Here is a 16491-nt window from a genome sequence, read left to right as displayed (position 1 = left end):
AATCCTGGCGCAATAAGTGGGCGACACTCTCAGCGTATTTTAAATATCCGGATTATGTTCGGACCGTTATCTACACAACCAATGCCGTTGAGGCGGTACACCGCCAGTTCAGAAAACTGACCAAAACCAAAGGCGGTTTTAGCAATGAGAGTAGCTTGCTTAAGCTGCTGTACGCGGGTATGTTAAAAGCAACTGAGCGCTGGTCGCACCCGGTGCAGAACTGGAATCTGACACTGTCTCAGCTAACCATCCACTTTGAAGGTCGACTGGATGGCCACATAGATTTATGAAAACTTGGCTGACACAGAATATTGAACACTCTCTGACTTTCCCCATAAAGTAGGGACAGTGGGTACCTGTTTACCTTCAAGCTCTTTAAGATAGGTCTTACTAATATTCCATTTTATGACCTGCAATGAATTCATCAGTGTTGCAGAAGAGGATTCTATCTTTTCTAGTACGTTTAAAAACTCTTCGCAGTCGTCCTGATAGTCCCAGGTTGAGCGGACAATGACGGCATCATACTCATTCCAGTCGCACTGAGAATTACGCCATGAGACTGTCTCTACGTCTATTCCATGCTGCTTAAAGGGCTCTTTTAATAAATCGTCATAGCTAAAAAAGCCCTCTAAATTATCCATACTCAAAATACAGACTTTGTTTTTCATTGCTAACCTCTTCGTAAGCTGGCTATTATCCCGAGCAAGAGACTGTATCTTTTCTAGTTGGTTGATGCTACCGAAAGGCAATAAATTCGGTGTTTTTAGACGAATATAGCAAGGGCTTGCTTTAAATTTTTAACGGGCTATGATGTTCTCAAGTTGTTTTGAGGACATTATGTTTAAGTATAACTATTCAATACAGAGTACCGCTCTCACCTTTCCAAATTAAGCCGAACGCAGTTCATGCGTTCGGCTGTTCTTCTATTGTTGTAATTCCACAGTTATTTATTCATTAGTTCGGTTGGAGATAAAGCCGTGCTTATGCGCATGTTTAGGCCCTGTAAAGGGTCAGTATGTTTAGGTAATCCCATTTTTCAAAATGCGGGACAAAGAATGTTAATGGACCCTATTGAGCTAAGTATATTGCTGGAACGGCTTGAGTTCAGCCAAAAACAAAGCTCAAGATTACTGGGGCGAATAACGGTTGGCTCCTCTGTGACTATTAAAAACAGGGTGACTCGGGAAAAGTTGACGGTCACCTTGGTGCCGCCTGAGTTAGCAGAGCCCGAAGAGCAGATGATTTCCTTTATATCGCCTTTAGGGTCGGCGTTGTTGGGGCTCAAATTAGGGGATGTTGCGGTGACTGAGTTTGGCAGAAGAACCGACAAGTGGGACGTTATTTCTGTAAACCAAAGAAAAGTAATTACCGATATTTAGACACTCATGCCTTAAGGAGGGTAGAGCCTTGGAGTAACTTAGTTGTGCAATAGTTTAAGTACTTTTTTAGATATTGAACAGATAAGGTGAATCCAATGAGTAAAGAGAAAGAAAAGAAGAAGCCTCAGATGACGTTGAAAGAAAAACGTAAACAAAAAAAGAAGAAGAAGCTTTCTGATGAGTAACTAGCAAGGGCTCTTCGGAGCCCTTTTTTAATGGAGAAGAAACATGGACACAAAACCAAAAATAACGATATCGACTTTTGATTTGGCCGTTATTGAGCAGAGCATGGAAGAAACACGCTTGCCGCCGGAGTTTTTAGACGAACTTGAGGCCGAGTTGGCTCGTGCAGAAGTGCTGGAGCCTGCGGCTATGCCAGAGAATGTGGCGTGCTTGAATAAACAAGTTACCTTTAAGGTACTTGAAACGGGCAAAGTGTTTACAAAAACGCTGACAGCCCCCGATCAGGTCGATAAATATGAGGACAGCCTCTCGGTGTTTGCCCCATTAGGTGCTGCGCTCATTGGTTTGTCTGTAGGGCAGTCTATTCAATGGAAAACCAACCGTGGCCTGCAGTCCGTTGAAATTATCCATGTGACTTAGTGTCGCAGCCTGATGCTATTGCATCAGGTGCGATGCTTAAAAATTCGTGAAGGTATTTCACACGAAGCAGTATAAAGGAATTATTTAAGCGTTATTTGAAACGAGTAGTCAGGACCTGACGTAATAACATCAGGCTACTGAACTGTGTTACTAAGTGTGTTACATCCGTTGCTCAGAAACGAAAAAGCCCCGCACGAAGTGCAGGGCTTTAGGAAGAAGTTGGTGCGGAGGCGGAATCGATAAGATCTAATAACTTATTGTTTTATAGTGGATAAAAAATATTAAGATTCAAGCGTGTTACTTACCTTGTTACTAAAACTTCAGCTTTAGTTTTTTGATTGAAAGCTTTTTCACAAATGAATCTTTTAACTTTTTGGCTATGCCCAATACTCGCTTAACACGTTGAACATAGCTATAGTGGTCTGCAACTTGTGAACGTGTAGTGGCAAATAAATTCGGGTAAGCGGATTAAATGGTTGATCTTACCTTTGCATGAGAGTGAGACAGACCGGCATCTCATCGGATTATCTGGTTGATGCTTCACCTACTGCTGGTGCATGTTTCCTTCGCTAATTCCAGCAAGAACCCCACACGCCTCAACTTCCCGGTCATCGTTGCAACTCGCTCTCAGTGAAACGAGTTGTTTCTCAAGCGCTTGCAGAGCGGTTATCTGCGACCGCACATGAGAGATGTGATCATCGAGCAAGGCGTTGACGGCGGTACAAGGCTGATGAGGGTCGTCCTGATAGCTCTGTAGTTCGTGAATCTCAGCCAGTGACAGGCCCAGGATTCTGCAGCGACGGATGAAGGCCAGCCCCTCACCATGCTTCTCGGTATAGACACGGTAACCGTTGTCCTGCCGATCAGGCGGCGGCAACAAGCCCTGCTGTTCATAGAAGCGGATCGTCTGTGTTTCGACCCCTACCAACTGCGCCAACTGACCAATGCGCATCAGCCTCCTCCCCAACGGATTCTTTACTCTATTGACCTTATAGTAGCTTTATAGTTTAAAATGGTACCACAACATTGTTCAAGTGGAGTCGTATCATGAGCAAATCCTGTGGTGGCGCCTGTGGCGGTGATGCAACGTCCGCAGCGGATACCGATATACAGGCCTCCTCCGAGGCGCCAGGGAGATGGGTCAGTGTTTATGCCGTGCCGAAGATGGACTGTCCATCAGAAGAACGAATGATTCGCCTAGCCCTGAACGGCTTTGAGGAGATTCGGGCGCTGTCCTTCGACTTGTCGAACCGCCGGCTGAAGGTCGTGCATGACGGCGAGGTCGAGCCCGTCACCTCGAAACTGAAGACCTTGGGGCTAGGCGCCTCGCTTCAGGAAACCGTCGCTGCAAATCCGGAGACCATCAAGGCCGCCGAGTTTTCGGCAGCTTCTGCTAAGCAAGAATCCGGGACCCTGCGCTGGTTGCTCGGCATCAATGCACTTCTGTTCGTGGTGGAAATGACTGCCGGTCTGATCGCCCGGTCCACCGGCCTGATTGGAGAATCCCTGGACAATTTTGCCGATGCGGCGGTGTACGGGCTTGCCCTTTATGCGGTTGGACATAGCGTGAAAATGCAGGTACGTGCCGCGCATCTTGCTGGTGTACTGCAACTGATCTTGGCTGTGGGCGTGCTCGTAGAGGTGGTGAGACGCTTTGTATTCGGTAGTGAGCCTGAATCGCTGGTGATGATGGCTATCGCATTCGTCGCATTGATTGCCAATACCAGTTGTCTGCTGCTCATATCCAAACATCGGGAAGGCGGGGCGCACATGAAGGCAAGCTGGATATTCTCGGCCAACGACGTGGTGATCAACCTGGGGGTCATCACCGCCGGCGCCCTGGTCGCGTGGACCGGTTCCAATTATCCGGATCTGATTATCGGCACCATCGCGGGGGGCATTGTACTTAACGGTGCCAGACGCATTTTGGCGTTGAAGGGTTAAATAATGCTCATTATTGGCAAAAAGCTCTCGCCGTATGCCCTGTTGTCCATATCGGGCCTGCTGGCAACGTCTGATCAAGCTGTAAAGTGGCTGGTGCAGCAATCAATGGCCTATGGCGAGTCTGTTTCGGTGACCCCGTTCTTTAACTGGGTGCACCTAAGGAACACCGGTGCCGCATTCAGTCTTTTTGCGAATGGTGGAGGCTGGCAGCGCTACTTTTTTATCGGAATCGCGGTAGTGGTCTCGATTTTTCTGATCAAGCTGATCCTTGAAAATCGTCATAAAGGAGAAGCCATCGCTTACAGTCTTATCCTCGGTGGCGCCATGGGCAACCTGATTGACCGGGTCTTTCGCGGCTATGTTGTGGATTCCTTTGATTTCTATTGGCGAGACTGGCATTGGCCGGCCTTCAACCTGGCTGATATTGCAATTGTCCTCGGTGCCTTACTTTTCGTTTCCAGCAGCTTGTTGGGTAAAAAAGCAAACACCAATGCCGAGCCGGATGGATCTGACTGACACCTACGCCTATACAACACCATGACCGAACTTCCCGACAACATCCTTCACCTGCCGCAATACCAAGTACTGGGCTGCAAATCAACCGACGACGAAATGCACTTCCAGGTGGACGTGCCCGATCCCATCGCCTGCGAGGAATGCGGCGTGCAGGGTGAGTTCGTACGGTTCGGCAAGCGTGACGTTCCCTATCGTGATCTGCCCATCCACGGCAAGCGGGTCACTCTCTGGGTGGTCCGCCGCCGATACACCTGCCGGGCCTGCAAGACAACATTCAGGCCCCAGCTACCGGAGATCGGTGGACGGATTCCGTATGACACTGCGGCTGCATGAGTACGTGGAGAAGGAATCCTTCAACCACCCCTACACCTTTGTGGCGGCACAGACCGGCAGAAGGTCGAGATCGTCAGCATGGACATGTGGAACCCCTACCGGGCAGCGGTCAAGGCTGTGCTGCCCCAGGCCCGTATCGTGGTCGATAAGTTCCATGTGGTGCGCATGGCCAACGGTGCCCTAGAGAGAGTGCGCAAGGGCCTCAGAAAGGAGCTGAAACCGTCCCAGAGCCGGACTCTCAAGGGAGACCGGAAAATCCTGCTGAAACGCGCTCACGAAGTCTCAGACCGGGAGCGCCTCATCATGGAGACCTGGACAGGCGCGTTCCCGCAACTGCTGGCCGCCTACGAGCACAAGGAGCGCTTCTACGGCATCTGGGACGCCACCACACGGCTCCAGGCAGAAGCCGCCCTGGACGAGTGGATAGCCACCATCCCGAAGGGCCAAAAGGAAGTCTGGAGCGATCTGGTCAGGGCAGTGGGAAACTGGCGCGAAGAGACCATGACCTACTTCGAGACGGACATGCCCGTCACCAACGCTTACACGGAGTCCATCAACCGACTGGCCAAGGACAAGAACCGTGAAGGGCGCGGTTACTCCTTCGAGGTGATGCGGGCACGAATGCTCTACACCACGAAGCACAAGAAGAAGGCACCGACTGCGAAGGTCTCTCCTTTCTACAAGAAAACCATCGGTTACGGACTGCCGGACTTCGCAGAGGAACTCAACTACGGAGTCGATCTATCAACCATCTGAGGGTGGTATCAGATTGATGGGGTGAAGGTGCCCCATCAACCATTAAATCCGTATACCCATAAATTCGTGCTTCTGATCAGAGATGAAAAGCTATACTTGTTGCTTTGGTTAAAGTGAATTAGCTATTTATCAACATTTTTCCATGGGCCGAACGCTATAAAGTAAAGAAGAATGATATTTGCGATAGGGATAACAATCAGAAGACCCAATGGACCAGGGTAGCCAACTCGTTGGCAGATACGCCATGCGGGAACAATAAAAATAGCTCCCACAATCAGCATCCATAGAAAGCCCATACCTGCGAACATTTCGTGATTCATCATTATCTGCTCCTTATTTGACATGCGTTAAAATGACGTTAGACTGAAGTTTATTAAATTGCAAAAAGCAGGGTGCTCGTGCTAATTCGAATTCTGTTATTAATGACAGTGCTATTGGTGTCGATGTCGTTTTCGCAAACGGCAGAAGCTCACGCATGTCATGATAACAGCCAAATGCAGCACAGCATGATGTACGAAGCCGACACAAACGATTGCGAGCATGAGACGCAAAAGCACAACTCGTGCTGTGCTGACATGACCATTCGGCATTGCTCCGGCGGCTCGGTTTTATTTGTCGGACAGTCTTCTTCGGTTAATGCCGCTGCAGTTAACCTCTCTGCCAAAGTCGATGCGCCCATCGACACCTCAATTCGTGCTAAACACGCGTCTAATTTATTCCGTCCCCCAATAATTACCGCTTAATAAGTTACTAGAAATTTAACACACGCTCGGCGTGTTTCCTTAAAACTTATTAATCGGTGAATAATTATGTCTATCAAACGCAATATCGCTGTTTTGGCGATGCTGTTTTCCGTGTCTGTATCTGCAACCGATGTAGAAGAGCAGCAACTAACCGTTCTAAAAGATCCCAACTGCGGTTGCTGTGAAAAGTGGTTACAAGCTTTACCCGATAGCTTTAGTGTGTCCGTACAACATCCGAACAACCTGACCCAACGAAAACGTGACTCCGGTATTAGTGCCGAGGTCCAATCCTGTCATACCGCTATTTCTAGTAATGGCTATGTCTTTGAGGGGCACGTTCCTCCTACATTGGTTTCTCATTATTTAGCTGGGAAAAAGTCAGAAAATGGCATTGGATTAACTGTTCCTGGCATGCCGGTAGGGTCTGTTGGTATGGAAATGGGTACTCGGTTTCAACCGTATACGGTTTATGAAATCAAAGAGGACGGTTCAATTACACCTTATCAGCAGATAGCAAGTTTAGAGCAGCAGCAAGCACTCTCAAATGGAGGGCTTTAGCTATGGGATTTGGCGGCATGAGTATGGTTCAGTTAGGAGTTTTACTGGTTATTGTCATTCTTCTTTTTGGTAGTAAAAAGCTACGAACCCTGGGCTCCGATCTTGGTAGTGCGATTAAAGGGTTTAAATCATCGGTTTCTGATGAGCCGTCTGATAAGGAACAGGACGTTCAACGTTATCAAAATTTAACCTCAAAAGAGGAGCGTCATAATGAGCAATGAGTTTAACAAAGGGCGTCGAAAGTTTATTAAATCTGCATTCACTGTGGCGTCTGCTTTAGCAATCGCCAAAGTAGCCCCAACTTGGGCTGCTCCTCAGGGACGCAGTTTTAAAGATCAGATCCTGACAAACGATGAGATTGATCTGACCATTGCAAAGTCCCCACTGCTCGTGGGAAATAAAGTAGGAGCACCAATAACCATCAATGGCCAAATGCCGGGCCCTTTGATTCGTTTAAAAGAAGGGCAGCGAGCAAAGCTAAATGTGACTAACCGGTTGTCGGAAGACACGTCAATTCACTGGCACGGAATTATATTGCCGGAGAATATGGATGGCGTGCCTGGCGTATCTTTCGAAGGGATAAAGCCAGGACGAACGTTCAAATACCGCTACGATGTCGAGCAAAACGGAACTTATTGGTATCACAGCCATTCCGGTTTGCAGGAGCAATTGGGACACCTGGGGCCGTTAGTGATTGAACCGAAAGACGGAGACATTGGTGCTGATCGAGAACATACCATTATTCTCAGCGACTGGACATTCGAAGATCCGGATACCGTGTTTCGTAACTTGAAAGTTGCGGAGGGGTACTATAACTATCAAAAACGTACGATATTTGAGACCTTCGAGGACGTGCGACAGCAAGGGTTAGAGAAAACCTGGAAGCAACGAGAAATGTGGGGGCAAATGCGAATGAGCCCCCGTGATATTGCGGATGTGACGGGCAGTACTTATACCTACCTGATGAATGGCCGCGATTCACAGATGAACTGGTCAGCATTGTTTAAGCCTGGTGAAAAAGTACGCCTGCGTATCATTAATGGTTCGGCAATGAGTTTCTTCGACGTAAGAATCCCTGGATTGGAGATGACGGTAGTGGCCGCTGACGGGCAGCCTGTGAAGCCAGTGCCAGTTGACGAGTTCCGCATTGGTGTGGCGGAAACCTACGATGTAATTGTCCAGCCTAAGCAAAACAAGCCTTACACTATTTATGCTGAGAGCTTTGATCGAAGTGGTTATGTCAGAGGTACATTAACGCCGGAACTTGGTCTTGAGGCTGAAGTGCCTGAACTACGGCAAGTTCCTGAGCGAGGCATGGCCGCTATGGGCATGGGAGCGATGGCGATGTCCGGTGATATGAAAGGCAATAGCATGAATATGAAGCATATGGGCGGCAATAACAGCCATATGACGCATAAAATGACACACAAAAAAGAGCTCCCGGTCGAAAACATTAAAATCAAACACCGTGAGTCCGGACATGGCGCCGGGGCGGCTATGATTGCTACAAACCCGGTAAGCCGTTTGCATGAACCCGGGATTGGATTGGAAGACGTTGATCATAAAGTCTTAGTGTATACCGACTTGGTCGGCGCGCATGAATGGCCGGATACGCGGGAGCCCGAACGACAGATAGAGCTGCACTTAACGGGTAATATGGAGCGTTACATGTGGTCTTTCGACGGGAAGAAGTTTACCGAAGTGGATGGCCCGGTTCAGTTTCATCATGGAGAACGACTGAGGTTGGTGATGGTAAACGATACGATGATGGACCACCCCATACACCTACACGGTATGTGGATGGAACTTGAAAACGGACAGTATCCACGCCCACGCAAACATACGATTAGCCTGAAGCCGAGCGAAAAAGTGTCGTTATTGATAACGGCAGACGCGCCGGGTAGTTGGGCGTTCCACTGTCACCTGTTGTATCACATGAAAGCGGGTATGTTCCGTGTGGTCAATGTCGCATAAGGAGGACAATTATGTACGGTAAATCATTATTAGTGGGTGCGGCGTTGTTGCCAGGTTTAGCAGTCGCCGGACATGCGAAAGAGGACTGGCCTGAACCCGTCAAAGAATATTACACCGGGCAAGTACTGTTCGATCGGTTGGAGTTAACGCGAACCAACGAGGAAGAGAACCTAGCCGTCTGGGACATGATGGCTTGGTATGGCGGTGACTATCACCGAGCTGTTTTCAAGAGTGAAGGGGAGAATGTTCAAGACGACGGTGAGCCCACTGACTTGGAAAGTGCCGAACTGCTGTATGGATACTTGGTGTCTCCGTTTTGGTCGTTTCAGGCCGGTATTGGTACGCGAGGTACCTTATCGTCGGACGCGTCTATGGAAAATTATGCTGTCGTGAGTTTTATGGGGTTGGCGCCCTATTGGTTCGAAATGGATAACTCGCTGATGGTGAATGAAGAAGGCGACGTCCAATTTGTTAGCGAAACTGAGTACGAGTGGCAGCTCACACAAACATCGTACTTACAGCCTCGCATTGAGTTTACAGCCAACCTGACAGATTCAGACAAATATGAACGGCAAAGTGGCTTGAGCAACTTGCGTGTGGGGTTGCGTTATCGTCACGAAATCAGTCGTGAGTTTGCACCCTACATTGGTGTTTATTGGAACGGCGCGTTAGGCAACACGGCAGATGAAATGAAACGAATGGGTGAGGACACCACAGAAACAGGCGTGGTCCTTGGGGCCAGAGTTTGGTTTTAATTGATAATAAACAAAGAGGAAACAACATGAAAAACATACTTAAGTTAGCCTTCGGTACCACGTTATTTTTTAGTGCATGGGCCAGCGCTCACGTCGGCCTAACATCCAGTAGCCCGGAGGACGGTGCGACTTTGTCCGAGTCACCAACGGAAATTACGATGAATTTTTCCGGTGATGTTCGTCTGGCTAAAATTATGCTGCACTCAGATGACGGTAAAATGCATCCGCTGGACTTTTCGATGAGCATGACTCCCAAAGCAGCGTACGAAATTGCTGTTAAAAACAATTTGGCGTCAGGTGGTTATACGGTTTATTGGACGGCAATGGGTGGGGACAGTCATAAAATATCGGGTGATTTTAGCTTTGAGGTGAAATGATGACCCTTTGGAGTGTGGCCAGCGTTTTAACGTTGGCCTTTATATTCTGGCTTAACGCGGTGATGACCGCCTCGCCTTATATCGTTTATTTGTCCGGTTTAAAAAAGCAGTCTGAACGAAAGAATAGCCTTGTTGCGTTGCTTCTATTACTGGCAAGCCTTCTGTATTTTTTTCTGAAAGTCGGTAGTTTTGCTGCTGAAGGCTTTGCCGGCATGATTGACACGACCTACATGCAGTTTATATGGACCGGCCCTGTTGGGTTGTTCATCCAACTTCAGATAGCGGTTGCTATTGCTTGGATTGTTTACTCCGTTGTTAAGCTAAAACGTATAAAGTGGGTGCTATATGTTGTCGCCATTGGACTCATGGGATGGAGCTTTTTAAGTATTGGTCACGGCAGTGACGCCGTCTGGTGGGGAAAGCTAGCGCTTTTAACACACTTGTTAGTCGCTTGGGTTTGGTTCGGCAGTCTTAACTCATTGCGAAAGCTGGCAACGTCGGTACCGCTTGCTAAAGCGAAAGCCATTATGGAGCGTTTTGGTGTGCATATGTCTGCAGCGGTTCCAATACTCCTTATTGCGGGCTTGGTTATGTATCGTAGTGCAACAGGGCGATGGATGCCAGAGCTGCCGCTTACGTCGTATGACACGGTACTACTAGCGAAACTTGTGTTTGTGGCGCTGATTCTCCTTGTTGCCGCATTGCATAAATTAAAGTTCGTACCGCAATTAAATGATAACGCGGCCGCCAAGCGACTCAAAAACTCCATAACGGCGGAAATGGTATTGGCTGTCACTATTTTTACCCTGGCCTCTGCGCTAAGCAGCGCGTTTTCCCCCGGTTAATGTAAGGAATAAGAAGAATGAAATTACTTGTGAGTGTTTTTATGGTTTCGGTAATGTTTATTTCAGCGCCCAGTAGCGCCGAGGAAGTATCTGAACCGACAGTTGTGCTTGATAGGTTTCGAACGGCTTTGACTGAAGGTGACACGGAAGTCGTTAAAGATGTGCTTTCCAATGATGTGTTTATCTTTGAAGGTGGTGGTGTTGAACGATCCTTGGCCGAGTACAGTGCTCATCACCTTAAGTCAGATATTAAGTTTAGCCAGGCGGTTCCTTCACAGTTGCTTGAAAGGACAGTACAAGAAGCCGATGGCCTTGCTGTGATCACTTCTCGGTATAGCGTTTCCGGGGAGTATAACGGGCGTGAGGTTGATTTAACGATGAATGAAACCGTAACCGTATCAAATACGACTGAGTCTGGCTGGAAAATTATCCGGATTCACTGGTCCAACTAACGTCAACCACAGGAGCTGATTATGGCAGAACACGATCATGAACACGGACATCAGGATTATCAGAAAGGAAGCCTTAGTCTTTGGGGGGCGGTGTCGCTGGGGACTGGTGTGATGATTGGCGCTGGTATTTTTGCACTGACCGGACAAGTTGCTCAGCTGGCAAGAGAGTGGTTTGTCCTGGCGTTTGTGTGCGGCGGTATCATTGCCGGCTTTAGCGCTTACTCTTACGTTAAGTTGGCGAAAGCCTATCCGTCAGCGGGCGGTATTGCGATGTTCCTCAGTAAAGCTTATGGAAAAGGAAGTGTGACGGCGATATTCGCACTCTTGATGTACTTTTCTATGGTGATTAATGAAAGTTTAGTCGCTCGGACATTTGCGTCTTATACCAGCCAGTTAATTTCTTTTGAAGCGCAGTGGCTTATCCCTTTGTTGGCGGTGGGTTTGCTGGTCTTTGCGTTTTTTATCAATATTTTGAGTAATCAGTTTATTCAAACGTTCTCGTTTTTTATGGCCTTTGTTAAGACTTTAGGGTTGGTCATTTTAGCGGCTGGTGGTTTGTGGGCCTCAGGCATTCAGTTTGAATCGATATCGGCTATTCCAGAAGAAGCTACGGGTGGCGGTATTTTAGCGGGGATTGCTTTAAGCATACTTGCGTACAAAGGGTTTACAACAATAACCAATAGTGGCGGTGAAATTGTTGAGCCTAAGAGAAATGTCGGGCGTGCCATTATTATTTCGCTGGTTATCTGCGCGCTAATATATGTGCTAGTCACCCTGGCCGTTGGTTCGAGCTTGTCGATTGATGAGATTGTGACAGCGAAAGACTATGCGCTTGCTGAAGCAGCCAGACCCGTCTACGGTGAAACTGGACTCTGGGTGACGGTTGCGTTTGCAATTGTAGCAACGGTATCAGGAGTGATTGCCAGCGCGTTTGCCGTTTCAAGAATGTTAGCCATGTTGACCAATATGAAGCTTGTTCCACACAGTCATTTTGGCATGCCAGGTTCCATTCAGAAGCATACGCTGGTTTACACCATTGTTATGGCTATGATCTTAGCGGCATTCTTCGATTTGAGTCGAATTGCGTCACTGGGCGCTATTTTTTATATCGTGACGGACATTGCGATCCACTGGGGCGTATTACGGCATCTAAGGCAAAAGGTGAATGCCAATATTTACATACTTGTCAGCGCAATCACGCTAGACGTCATCGTTTTAGTCGCTTTTATATGGGTGAAATGGACGAGCGATCCGCTGGTGATTTGGGCGTCTCTTATCGGTATGGCATTGATTGCCGCTGGTGAGATTTTGTTTTTACGTAAAAAGCGTTAAGAAAAAGAGCGCATAGCGCTCTTTTTCTAGTTCATTGTAAAAAACATCCAGACAGCCATAGCGACCATCATGAGGTTTTCAGTGAGCGAAATGAAGCCTAACGGCACATTACTGGAGCCACCGACACAGGCACATTTTAGCTCGCGTTTGTCGACATAAACGGCTTTAAACACCGAGACAGAGCCCACCATGCCGATAAATAACGCGATAGGGATGGAAATGACGTGAGCAAATTCCGCAGCCATTAACAGACCCGCCAAGCCTTCGGCGTAGGGGTAAACACGGCCATAAGGCACCCATTTTTTGGCGAGAAGATCGTAGTTGAGAAACATGGTAGAGAATTTCTCTACGTCCTGGAGTTTGAGCAAGGCCAGAACCACCATCGAGAAACTGATGAACCACTCGATGGTTTGTCCGGTAAATGCGCGACCAAAAGACAACCACGACGTGGCTACAGAGAGGAGTGCCGTCATAGTAAATAATGCAATAACGGGTCGGTAACTGGTTGCGTCAGGGTCAGGAAGAGGCTTTCCAAGAAAGGCTCGAACCTCCTCGTACCCACCGATACGTTTATCACCAATAAACACTTGTGGAGTGGTATCGACGTTGTGTTTTTCCTTGAATATGTCGGTTTCCTCGCGGCTTTCCAGTAGGTTGTCGTCCACATCGTAACCGTTGGCTTTAAGTAAGTGCCGGGTTTTTAAACCGAAAGGGCATTGGTGGTCAGGTGTCGACATTCTGTAAAGCGTGGCTTTTTTAGTTGATTGACTCATAGCCAAGTTCCTTACGTAAAAGTTATGTATTCGTGTACGCATTATAGTCGGCAAAAGATTAAAAGCATCAATAATCAGAAAAGGGTAAAAATTCATTAAAAATGAAAAATTATTTTCATTTTGAAAAAAGTGGACAACTTTTTTTATAGCTTTTCTAGTCATCTTGAAGAGCTTACTTTAAAAGATTATTGATACATGAGGATAACTCTAAGTTGAATATACAACTGCTATAGACTTTGCTATTAAAGGGTTTTTTATACAACTTTAATCGTTTTTAGCTTGACTAAAATTCTGAGGTTTCTATTCTGAGAGTTGTATAAATAACTTAGATGGCAGTACGAAGTCTAATCGGAAAGTAAAATAATTATAATCTAATCGAGGTGACAAAATGCAAAAGTTACTTAAGTCTGCTGTCGCTATAGGCGTATCTGCGGCACTTTTTAATACAACAACAGTCTGGGCACAGTCAGGATCTGATAATACTCAAGCCGAAGACGTTGAGAAAATCACGGTGACTGGTTCGCGAATTCAGCGAATAGAAGCAGAAAGTGCTGCTCCGGTTCAGGTTTTTACGGCGGAAGATATAGAAGTCTCAGGAATGACTTCGGTAGAGATGATTTTACAGAGAATGTCAGCCTCCGCTGGTTTTGCTGGCAGCCAGAGTAATGCTTACTGGACCGGTAACGGTTATGGCACCGCTCAAGTTAATTTGCGTGGACTGGGCATTAACCGAACGCTTGTGCTTCTGAATGGCCGTCGCGTTGTTAACGGCGGTACCGGCGCAAACAGTTCTGTTGACTTAAATATGATTCCGGTTGAAATGATCCAGCGCATTGAGGTCCTTAAAGATGGCGCTTCAGCGATATACGGTGCGGATGCTGTAGCCGGTGTGGTGAATATCATCACCCGTAAAAGCTACGATGGCTTCACTATCGAAGGGCGCTTAGGTTCGACAGACGATGGTGAAGGTCAAGATCGCAACGTTAATATGATCTTTGGCACCAGCAGTGATAAAGGTCGCATAATGGCGACATTAGGCTATCGTTCTTCAGACGAAGTTAATATGGCCGATCAAGCCGGTTGTGCTTTGGGTGAATTAACACCAGGCCAACTGGATTGCTTCGGAAGCTCAAGTACCATTGGGGGGAGAGCAACCATATTGACGGGTCCAAATGCTGGAGATCGTATTAACTTCAGTCAAGATGCTGACGGTAATGGTGATTTCTATGAACCCTACAGCGCTGAGAAACATAACTTTGCATTTTTTCCTTATTTAAATTCGGTTAACCCAATTACAAACTGGAATTTCTCCGCTTTCGGGGATTATCAACTGTCTTCCGATGCGACGGTATTTGCTGAAGTTTTGTACAATAATCGCACGTCAGATCAACTGGCTACGCCGGGAACATTAAGAGGTATTGAGTTTGATGCCAGCCACCCAACAAACCCAACGGGTGAAGCAATTCGGCTTGAAGGTCGTCGTTTGTTAGAAGGTGGACCAAGAACGTTCTTTCAAGATGTTAATACGTTCAGAACGGTTGTCGGGTTGAGCGGTGTTGTGGGCGCTGGTTGGAATTGGGAAGTTGCTTATAACTATGGCCGTAATACCGCCATTGACGGTATGACCAATATCGTCAATATGCAGCGTCTATCTGCGGGCCTAGATCCGAATACTTGTGGCTCCAACGGTATTCCCTGTATTGACTTGTTGGGTTACGGAGACCTGTCTCAGGAAGCTTTGGACTACATTATGTTTCGGACGACGGACAACGGTGGTAACGAGCAGCGTTCATTGACAGCGAATATTTCCGGCGACCTATTCGAAATGCCGTCTGGATGGGTTCCTGTCGCTTTTGGTGTCGAACACCGAAAAGAGAAAGGTTGGCGAAACCCGGATTCATCAATTGTTGCTGGCATTATGAATACCAATCAGGCGGACCCGATAGAAGGGAGCTATACAGTTGATGAAGTTTACGCTGAGACTTCTTTACCGTTGCTGGCGGACTTACCACTGATTCAGTCGTTGAATTTAGATTTAGCGTATCGTTACAGTGATTATGACACCTTTGGTAGTGATGGAAATTATAAAGCGAGCGTTCACTGGCGTGTATCGGATGCTTTGAAAGTGCGGGCGACTCAGTCAACTGCTTTTCGTATTCCAAACATACCTGAACTCTTCGGTGGTGTTGCTGAAGGAAATCTGACAACAACGGACCCGTGTGACGGATGGGATCAAGCCGGCGCTAACCCAACTGTGGCGGCAAACTGTCAAGCAGACGGCGTTCCTGCAGGGTATGAACAATTTGGTGCAACAGTGCTTACCACTGTTGGTGGGAACCCAGATTTAAAACCGGAAGACGCAGATACTTTCACTGCTGGTTTCGTATGGGATATCGGCTCGGCGGACAATTTACAATTGACGGTTGATTACTACGATATTGATATTGAGAATGCTATCCAAAGAATTCCCGGTTCAACGAAGCTGTCTGTCTGCTATAACTCAGAAAATCTATCGCACCCATTTTGCAGTCCGGAGCATTTCACGAGAGATTCTTTAACTGGCGATATTAACTTTTTGTCTGCTCAGCCCACCAATGCGGCAACTGAAAATGTGTCAGGTATCGACACCGCACTATTTTACAACACGGATCTATTGGGCTGGAAAAGTGACTTTAGTTGGAATGTCAGTTACTTAAATGAATACACATTTGCGCCTTTCGTTGGTGCGGATGAAATTGAGTATGCCGGATATATTACTGGCGGTAGAGGGAGTTATACGCATTGGCGTTCAAACGCTTCGGGAACCTTTATGAAACAGGACTGGCGTGTACATTACTCCGTCCAGTACATTGGACCTGCCGATGACATTAATGCTGCTCCGGGAGATATTGGAGCCCGAGCACCCAGTGTTTTCTATCATAACGTGCAGGGAACTTATTTCGTAAATTCAAAACTGAGCGTGACTGGCGGTGTTAATAACCTTTTTGACAAAGAACCGCCTTATATTCAAAGTTGGACGGACGCCAATACTGACACTATGACATATGACTTGTTAGGCCGTCAGTTATATCTGAAGGTACGTTACAGCTTTTAAAGACTAGACTGGCTGTCGCTTTTCCCTGGGAGCGGCAGCTTTTTTTTATTAAATTTG

19 protein-coding genes and 1 pseudogene are annotated in these 16491 nt (G+C 47.2%); 16 read left to right on the top strand and 4 right to left on the bottom strand.

Annotated elements, in window-relative coordinates:
* Window positions 1–290 (top strand): transposase (locus BLT32_RS08930; RefSeq protein WP_143020955.1); only part of this gene is annotated, 290 nt, incomplete at its 5' end.
* Here BLT32_RS08930 and BLT32_RS08925 read toward each other — a convergent pair.
* Window positions 285–668: a DcsG N-terminal domain-containing protein gene (locus BLT32_RS08925; RefSeq protein WP_053954075.1), complete on the bottom strand. Its 384-nt coding sequence runs from the start codon at window positions 666–668 to the stop codon at window positions 285–287. The two genes, BLT32_RS08930 and BLT32_RS08925, sit on opposite strands and share 6 nt — an antisense overlap.
* Window positions 669–1055: 387 nt before the next feature.
* Here BLT32_RS08925 and BLT32_RS08920 point away from each other — a divergent pair, with 387 nt between their 5' ends.
* The gene (locus BLT32_RS08920; protein ID WP_235443995.1) at window positions 1056–1379 is read left to right on the top strand and encodes a GreA/GreB family elongation factor; all 324 of its coding nucleotides are present in this window, start codon (window positions 1056–1058) and stop codon (window positions 1377–1379) included.
* A gap of 228 nt (window positions 1380–1607) precedes the next feature.
* Window positions 1608–1982, top strand: coding sequence for a GreA/GreB family elongation factor (locus BLT32_RS08915; protein ID WP_053954073.1), 375 nt, complete (start codon window positions 1608–1610; stop codon window positions 1980–1982).
* Between the two features lie 544 nt (window positions 1983–2526).
* Here BLT32_RS08915 and cadR read toward each other — a convergent pair.
* The gene (gene cadR, locus BLT32_RS08910) at window positions 2527–2934 is read right to left on the bottom strand and encodes a Cd(II)/Pb(II)-responsive transcriptional regulator (RefSeq protein ID WP_004364961.1); all 408 of its coding nucleotides are present in this window, start codon (window positions 2932–2934) and stop codon (window positions 2527–2529) included.
* Between the two features lie 95 nt (window positions 2935–3029).
* On the opposite strand from cadR, the gene BLT32_RS08905 reads away from it, so the two are divergent.
* From BLT32_RS08905 to BLT32_RS08890, 3 genes and pseudogenes are all read left to right on the top strand, one after another.
* Window positions 3030–3926, top strand: a complete 897-nt coding sequence (locus BLT32_RS08905; protein ID WP_004364974.1) for a cation efflux transmembrane domain-containing protein — start codon at window positions 3030–3032, stop codon at window positions 3924–3926.
* 3 nt (window positions 3927–3929) lie between these two features.
* Entirely contained in the window at window positions 3930–4442 is a 513-nt protein-coding gene (lspA, locus tag BLT32_RS08900) for a signal peptidase II (protein WP_053954072.1), read from the top strand.
* A 21-nt stretch (window positions 4443–4463) separates the two neighbouring features.
* Window positions 4464–5531, top strand: a pseudogene (locus tag BLT32_RS08890) (transposase).
* 122 nt (window positions 5532–5653) lie between these two features.
* Here BLT32_RS08890 and BLT32_RS08880 read toward each other — a convergent pair.
* On the bottom strand, window positions 5654–5854 hold the full coding sequence (locus tag BLT32_RS08880) for a hypothetical protein (RefSeq protein WP_006956255.1): 201 nt from the start codon (window positions 5852–5854) through the stop codon (window positions 5654–5656).
* A 75-nt stretch (window positions 5855–5929) separates the two neighbouring features.
* On the opposite strand from BLT32_RS08880, the gene BLT32_RS08875 reads away from it, so the two are divergent.
* The 9 genes from BLT32_RS08875 (at window position 5930) to BLT32_RS08835 (ending at window position 12567) form a co-directional block, all read left to right on the top strand.
* On the top strand, window positions 5930–6274 hold the full coding sequence (locus BLT32_RS08875; RefSeq protein WP_053954071.1) for a hypothetical protein: 345 nt from the start codon (window positions 5930–5932) through the stop codon (window positions 6272–6274).
* 66 nt (window positions 6275–6340) lie between these two features.
* Window positions 6341–6832, top strand: a complete 492-nt coding sequence (locus tag BLT32_RS08870) for a DUF411 domain-containing protein (protein WP_053954070.1) — start codon at window positions 6341–6343, stop codon at window positions 6830–6832.
* Between the two features lie 2 nt (window positions 6833–6834).
* Window positions 6835–7053, top strand: a complete 219-nt coding sequence (gene tatA / locus BLT32_RS08865) for a twin-arginine translocase TatA/TatE family subunit (RefSeq protein ID WP_053954069.1) — start codon at window positions 6835–6837, stop codon at window positions 7051–7053.
* Window positions 7043–8806, top strand: a complete 1764-nt coding sequence (locus BLT32_RS08860) for a copper resistance system multicopper oxidase (RefSeq protein WP_053954068.1) — start codon at window positions 7043–7045, stop codon at window positions 8804–8806. Before tatA ends, BLT32_RS08860 begins: the two co-directional genes overlap by 11 nt.
* Window positions 8807–8817: 11 nt before the next feature.
* Window positions 8818–9561 carry a copper resistance protein B gene (locus BLT32_RS08855; protein ID WP_053954067.1) on the top strand — a complete coding sequence of 248 codons (744 nt, stop codon included), beginning with the start codon at window positions 8818–8820 and terminating at the stop codon, window positions 9559–9561.
* A gap of 26 nt (window positions 9562–9587) precedes the next feature.
* A complete protein-coding gene (locus tag BLT32_RS08850) occupies window positions 9588–9938 on the top strand; it encodes a copper resistance CopC family protein (protein WP_011234483.1) in 351 nt (116 codons plus the stop codon).
* Window positions 9935–10783: a copper resistance D family protein gene (locus BLT32_RS08845; protein WP_234972503.1), complete on the top strand. Its 849-nt coding sequence runs from the start codon at window positions 9935–9937 to the stop codon at window positions 10781–10783. The genes BLT32_RS08850 and BLT32_RS08845 overlap by 4 nt, the downstream gene beginning before the upstream one ends.
* Window positions 10784–10800: 17 nt before the next feature.
* A complete protein-coding gene (locus BLT32_RS08840) occupies window positions 10801–11235 on the top strand; it encodes a YybH family protein (RefSeq protein WP_053954065.1) in 435 nt (144 codons plus the stop codon).
* A 21-nt stretch (window positions 11236–11256) separates the two neighbouring features.
* Window positions 11257–12567 carry an APC family permease gene (locus BLT32_RS08835; protein WP_053954064.1) on the top strand — a complete coding sequence of 437 codons (1311 nt, stop codon included), beginning with the start codon at window positions 11257–11259 and terminating at the stop codon, window positions 12565–12567.
* A 26-nt stretch (window positions 12568–12593) separates the two neighbouring features.
* Here BLT32_RS08835 and BLT32_RS08830 read toward each other — a convergent pair whose 3' ends face one another.
* Window positions 12594–13340 carry a MauE/DoxX family redox-associated membrane protein gene (locus BLT32_RS08830; protein ID WP_053954063.1) on the bottom strand — a complete coding sequence of 249 codons (747 nt, stop codon included), beginning with the start codon at window positions 13338–13340 and terminating at the stop codon, window positions 12594–12596.
* Between the two features lie 388 nt (window positions 13341–13728).
* Between BLT32_RS08830 and BLT32_RS08825 the strand changes: the two genes are divergently transcribed.
* Window positions 13729–16434: a TonB-dependent receptor gene (locus BLT32_RS08825; protein WP_053954062.1), complete on the top strand. Its 2706-nt coding sequence runs from the start codon at window positions 13729–13731 to the stop codon at window positions 16432–16434.
* The last annotated feature ends 57 nt before the right edge of the window (window positions 16435–16491 follow it).

Origin of the sequence: Idiomarina zobellii (genome assembly GCF_900100855.1) — a bacterium.
GTDB lineage: Bacteria > Pseudomonadota > Gammaproteobacteria > Enterobacterales > Alteromonadaceae > Idiomarina > Idiomarina zobellii.
The sequence above is the reverse complement of the archived record's forward strand: the minus strand, read 5'-3'. Positions and strand labels throughout refer to the sequence as shown.

Bases quoted from the DNA above. Each gene is read 5' to 3' on its own strand.
- BLT32_RS08925 (WP_053954075.1), bottom strand. From the start codon at position 668: ATGAAAAACAAAGTCTGTATTTTGAGTATGGATAATTTAGAGGGCTTT.
- BLT32_RS08920 (WP_235443995.1), top strand. From the start codon at position 1,056: ATGTTAATGGACCCTATTGAGCTAAGTATATTGCTGGAACGGCTTGAG.
- BLT32_RS08915 (WP_053954073.1), top strand. From the start codon at position 1,608: ATGGACACAAAACCAAAAATAACGATATCGACTTTTGATTTGGCCGTT.
- cadR (WP_004364961.1), bottom strand. From the start codon at position 2,934: ATGCGCATTGGTCAGTTGGCGCAGTTGGTAGGGGTCGAAACACAGACG.
- BLT32_RS08905 (WP_004364974.1), top strand. From the start codon at position 3,030: ATGAGCAAATCCTGTGGTGGCGCCTGTGGCGGTGATGCAACGTCCGCA.
- lspA (WP_053954072.1), top strand. From the start codon at position 3,930: ATGCTCATTATTGGCAAAAAGCTCTCGCCGTATGCCCTGTTGTCCATA.
- BLT32_RS08880 (WP_006956255.1), bottom strand. From the start codon at position 5,854: ATGATGAATCACGAAATGTTCGCAGGTATGGGCTTTCTATGGATGCTG.
- BLT32_RS08870 (WP_053954070.1), top strand. From the start codon at position 6,341: ATGTCTATCAAACGCAATATCGCTGTTTTGGCGATGCTGTTTTCCGTG.
- tatA (WP_053954069.1), top strand. From the start codon at position 6,835: ATGGGATTTGGCGGCATGAGTATGGTTCAGTTAGGAGTTTTACTGGTT.
- BLT32_RS08860 (WP_053954068.1), top strand. From the start codon at position 7,043: ATGAGCAATGAGTTTAACAAAGGGCGTCGAAAGTTTATTAAATCTGCA.
- BLT32_RS08855 (WP_053954067.1), top strand. From the start codon at position 8,818: ATGTACGGTAAATCATTATTAGTGGGTGCGGCGTTGTTGCCAGGTTTA.
- BLT32_RS08850 (WP_011234483.1), top strand. From the start codon at position 9,588: ATGAAAAACATACTTAAGTTAGCCTTCGGTACCACGTTATTTTTTAGT.
- BLT32_RS08845 (WP_234972503.1), top strand. From the start codon at position 9,935: ATGATGACCCTTTGGAGTGTGGCCAGCGTTTTAACGTTGGCCTTTATA.
- BLT32_RS08840 (WP_053954065.1), top strand. From the start codon at position 10,801: ATGAAATTACTTGTGAGTGTTTTTATGGTTTCGGTAATGTTTATTTCA.
- BLT32_RS08835 (WP_053954064.1), top strand. From the start codon at position 11,257: ATGGCAGAACACGATCATGAACACGGACATCAGGATTATCAGAAAGGA.
- BLT32_RS08830 (WP_053954063.1), bottom strand. From the start codon at position 13,340: ATGAGTCAATCAACTAAAAAAGCCACGCTTTACAGAATGTCGACACCT.
- BLT32_RS08825 (WP_053954062.1), top strand. From the start codon at position 13,729: ATGCAAAAGTTACTTAAGTCTGCTGTCGCTATAGGCGTATCTGCGGCA.